This window comes from Sphingobacterium sp. UBA7253 (genome assembly GCF_002472745.1).
In the GTDB taxonomy this organism is placed as follows: domain Bacteria; phylum Bacteroidota; class Bacteroidia; order Sphingobacteriales; family Sphingobacteriaceae; genus Sphingobacterium; species Sphingobacterium siyangense.
In genome coordinates, this window is sequence record NZ_DKSP01000065.1 from 856 (window position 1) to 5714 (window position 4859).

At 39.8% G+C, this 4859-nt stretch carries 4 protein-coding genes; 2 read left to right on the plus strand and 2 right to left on the minus strand.

Translation table 11 applies throughout. The annotated features are described in order from the left end of the window. A partial coding sequence (locus tag B2X72_RS05920) for a 2-oxoglutarate dehydrogenase E1 subunit family protein (RefSeq protein ID WP_414711785.1) occupies positions 1–717 on the minus strand: 717 nt, incomplete at its 3' end. A 181-nt stretch (positions 718–898) separates the two neighbouring features. Then, complete coding sequence (locus B2X72_RS05925; protein WP_286736844.1) at positions 899–2155, minus strand: deoxyribodipyrimidine photo-lyase; 1257 nt, start codon at positions 2153–2155, stop codon at positions 899–901. A 481-nt stretch (positions 2156–2636) separates the two neighbouring features. Between B2X72_RS05925 and B2X72_RS05930 the strand changes: the two genes are divergently transcribed. Then, positions 2637–3506, plus strand: coding sequence for an NAD(P)-dependent oxidoreductase (locus tag B2X72_RS05930; protein ID WP_153846803.1), 870 nt, complete (start codon positions 2637–2639; stop codon positions 3504–3506). A 196-nt stretch (positions 3507–3702) separates the two neighbouring features. Then, positions 3703–4859, plus strand: a 1157-nt coding sequence (locus B2X72_RS05935; protein WP_286848564.1) for a UbiD family decarboxylase, incomplete at its 3' end; no start/stop codon positions are given.

Below are 4859 nucleotides of genomic sequence, written 5' to 3' on the forward strand. Positions count from 1 at the left end.
CAGACGGCCACGGTGAGCCATACCGATAACAAATTCCTGGATACCGATTTCTGCACCTTTTTCAATGACTGAATCTAATGCTGGGATTAAACTTTCTGCGCCTTCCAATGAGAAACGTTTTTGACCTAAAAACTTAGTGCCTAAAAAGTTTTCGAATACAACGGCGTGGTTTAATTTGTTTAAAATTCTCTTTTTTGTGTCCAAAGAGAATTTTGGCATGTTACGGTCCGCTTCCATACGGTCCTGTAACCATTTAATTTTTTCTGGGTTACGGATATATTTGAATTCTGCACCAATAGAACGGCAGTAAGTATCCTCCACCAATTGACGGATGTCTTTTAATGTTGCTGGACCTAAACCGACTTCAACACCTGCATTAAAAACGGTGTTCATGTCTGCTTCAGCAAGACCAAACGTTTCTAATTCCTTGCCAGGATAGTATTTACGTCTCTCACGAACAGGGTTAGTGTGTGTGAATAGGTGGCCACGGTCACGGTAGCCATTGATCATGTTCAGCACATTGATTTCTTTCAATACGTGCTCAGGAGTAGCTTCGCCTACTGAACTTGTTGTTCCACCAGCATTTTGACCGAAATCAAAACCTTCAAAGAATTTTTGCCATCCGAAATCTACCGATTGGGGATCTTGCTTGTACGATTGATATAAGCCATCGACATAAGCCGAATCAGCATTACTCAAATATGTCAGATTGTCCATTTACAATTAAAACTATGAAATTTGTCAAAGTTATGAATAAAAAAAGAGTTTCTAATACTGAAATTGAATTATTTAATCAATAAATCTATCCAATTCTTAACATTTTTACCATGATTTAAAAAGGGCTTCTAGCGTACTACAAATTTATTTTCTATTGGAATTATTTATTTCTGCCGAAGATTTATTTAACCAGTATTTCCTCCAGTTTTGGAAGTCCATTTGGGAAATGAGTTTTGATCAATTTTTGCCAATCCAGTGCTTTATTGTCTTTTTCACTTGTCCCAACCCCGGCAATATGAGACCACTGTCCATAAACCGTTGCCGGAGAATAGTCTAATAGATGTTCCTCATACCAGGAGGCGCCACGAAGCCAGTTTACCTGATACTCATGAACTAAATAGCTGGCCGCGATTAGGCGTGCCTGATAAGGGATATAGCCGGTCCTCTGTAATTGGACCATCACACTGTTTATAAAATCATGTTCTGTATGGCCCGATTTCCATTTTTCAAATAATTCCTCATTTCCTTCTAAGGTCGGATGATCCTGATGGGAGCTGTTTTTAGTGCCCTGTGGCTTAAAAAATATATTCGGATATTTTTTAAGCATAAACCTAAAATAATCGCGCCAAAGAAGAATGTCGACAATTTTTTCAAATCGTTTGTCCTTTTTACCTTCACCAAGTTTTTTGATATTGTTATAGAGTAAAATAGGTGACAAGGCACCTGAAGCTATAAAAGGCCCTAGAATCAAGGGGTCCTGGTCCGTTTCCGGATAGGTTGACAATACCGCATGCATAATACTAAGCGCTGTGTCTTCGCCACCGAGAATATAGATGTCATCAACAGATTTGATCTCCTCCTCTGAATAGCCTAAATCTTTTAATGAAGGGATTTTGGTGTCCTCGAGATGGGGAGGGGTAAGGAAATTGGTCGGAAATGGGATTGGTTGCCGAACTAGACTTTCCCGCTCAACTTTTTTCTTGAAAATAGAAAAACCATTGGGTATATCTTTAATAGGGAAAGGGAGGTCTTCTTTGTGGTACAGGGTATGGCCAATGAAATGACGCAAATTTATTTTACTGCTCCAAAGCTCACTTTCTACTTTTTCCGATATAGAAGTCTCCCGAAGTGCCACTTCGCGGTGGTGATAAACTTCGTTGACTTGGTATTTTTGTGCTATTCTTGGGATAATATCTTCAGGCTTGCCAATATAAGTTAATAAGTCGCTACCATGGCTCTTTAATTTTTCTTTTAAAGCGGTCACGGCTTCGATGACAAAGGCCGCCCGTAAAACACCGGTATTTAAGGTGCCAAATTGATTGCGGTCGAAATATCGGGGATCAAAACAGTATACCGGGATGATAAATGAACTTTTTTCAGAAGCTTGATAAAATACTTCATTGTCATGAAGTCTTAAATCATTTCTAAACCAGATCATTGTAGCCCTTTTGTCCATAGAGGTGAAGATAAATACTTTTTAGTGCAGCCTATTTTCAGAAGATTTACAAATATATAAGGATATTGTGTTCCTGAAAGTATTTATGCGCGAATTGACAAAAAAAGGACAATGACGGTACTTGTTTGGATGGTTTACTATATTTTGGTTAGGAAAAAATAAAAATAGTGTTAAACTTATTTGATGTTTCTCTGTTCTAAAATCAGGGAATTATGATATTTGTAGGTTATTGCAGTTGCTCTTGAGACGATCAGAGTAACAGATTAAAAGCGTAAGAAAAACATGGAAAAGATAGCTGCATCACCAATGAAACTATCCTAGGGATTTTGTTCGTTTAAGCGATTGAAAGGGTAATACATAAATACAGCGACTAGGAAGAAACGATCTTATTTAATGGCTCACGATCGTGAGAACGAATCATTAAATCGCGATGGTTTCATAGCCATAAAAATAGAGAATACGAATGAAAAAGGTTTTAATCAGCGGGCTAAATACCTATTTGGGACGACGGGCATCCTGTTATTTGCAATCCAGCGATTTTGATGTGACGGGATTAGTGCGCAACTTATCCCTTTTTAATAAAATAGTGAAAGAAAAGGTAACGGCAAAGCTTTTTGAATTGGACCTGCTGCGTAAAGGGGAAGCTTTCGAGCGTTTTCAAATTACTGATCTCAATTTTGGGATTTATTTTACGCAGGTTCCTTCACTCGACAACGATATACAGCTTCAGCTTGAACTGCTCGGCCTGCGCAATTTTGTAGAAATTTGTAAACGTGCCGGCAATAATCGTGTCATCTATGTTGCTCGGTTAATGGATGAACATTTCTTGGAGCCTGTACGTGATCTACTGGAGAACTTACGTGTCCAATATACCATTGTGATTAAAAGTAGCGTGATCGGGAAAGAGAGTGTTTTAAATCGGATATTTGCGAAACTTGCCAAACGGCAGACCATATTTTATTGGAACTGGGTCGCTTCGCTGAAGTTTCGACCGCTGCCTTTGCTCGATGTATACCGCTGGCTGCGGGAAATGCCTTGGGAAAATAATTTTATATCAGAGATTATTTACCTTGGCGGCAATGAAGAAATGACATTTAGAGGCTTATTTTACCATTTCCTTAAGTGCACTTCCGAGAGTCAAAAGAGAGAAATTAGCGTCAATAAATTTTTTGCTAAACTCTTGCTGACAAGGTTGAATGATATCAATAAAGAAGATATCGACGAATTTAGAAGAGTACTTTATTATGAGAAAAATGTAGATAATTCAACTTGGCAACGGGTGCAGGCATTTGAATTTACTCCTTTGAAATCCTATGTCTGCATGGATACCTAGTGGGCTACTGAAGCCCTTGCGCGATGTGCTTGTTTTGTTTGAGCGTTGCTTTTAGGGTGTTTTGGCCATCTTATGTTGGTTGTATACGATTGTAGGGGAGTGTGATAGTAGATTGGTAAAGGTTTTTTCTTTATATCCTGTTTAATAAATTATTCTGTTAAATTTGTGAATTAACGTGTTGAAGCAGATTTAATATATGGGATACAATAGTTTAGAAGCATGTGTTGCGGATCTTGAAAAACATGGCCATTTAATCCGGATCAAAGAAGAGGTCGATCCGTATCTGGAGATGGCTGCAATTCATATGCGGGTATTTGATGTTGAAGGACCGGCATTGTATTTTGAAAATATCAAAGGTTCGGAGTTTCCCGCTGTATCTAATTTATTTGGAACGCTGGATCGTTCGAAGTTTATGTTTCGGGATTCGTTGGATCACCTGAAAAAATTGGTGGACGTTAAGATGAATCCTGCCGCAGTGCTGAAAAATCCCTTTCAATATATTGGTTCATCGATGACCGCCCTAGGAGCTTTGCCCTGGAAAAAAAAGTCGGGGGCTCCCATACTTCACGGAAAAACATCAATTAGTAAACTTCCGCAGATTGTCAACTGGCCAATGGACGGTGGCGCTTTTGTGACGATGCCGCAGGTATATACGGAAGATGTTGCCAAACCTGGTATTATGCAGGCTAATTTGGGGATGTACCGGATTCAGCTTTCTGGGAATGATTATCTGCCCGATCAGGAGATTGGTTTACATTATCAATTACATCGTGGTATCGGGGTTCATCAAACTAAGGCAAACGCGCTCGGTAAACCTTTAAAGGTGAGTGTTTTTGTCGGCGGACCTCCAGCCCACCCCTTGTCTGCAGTAATGCCACTACCGGAAGGACTCTCCGAGATGATCTTTGCCGGAGCATTGGGAAATAGAAGATTTCGCTATTTTTATGATGATGAAGGCTTTTGTATCTCTGCGGATGCGGACTTTGTTATTACAGGTACCGTTTATCCCAACGAAAATAAACCGGAAGGTCCTTTTGGGGACCATATCGGCTATTATAGCTTAACTCATCCGTTTCCTTTGATGAAGGTGCATAATGTGTACCACAAGAAAAATCCAATTTGGTCTTTTACGGTTGTGGGGCGACCCCCGCAGGAAGATACTAGCTTTGGTGCTTTAATCCATGAAATTACGGGTGCGGCTATTCCAAAGGAGATTTCGGGTCTCCATGCCGTTAATGCTGTTGATGCGGCTGGTGTACATCCCTTGCTTTTTGCAATAGGGTCTGAACGGTATACGCCTTATCAGCGTGTCGATCGACCGCAGGAAATTTTAACAATAGCCAATCAGATACT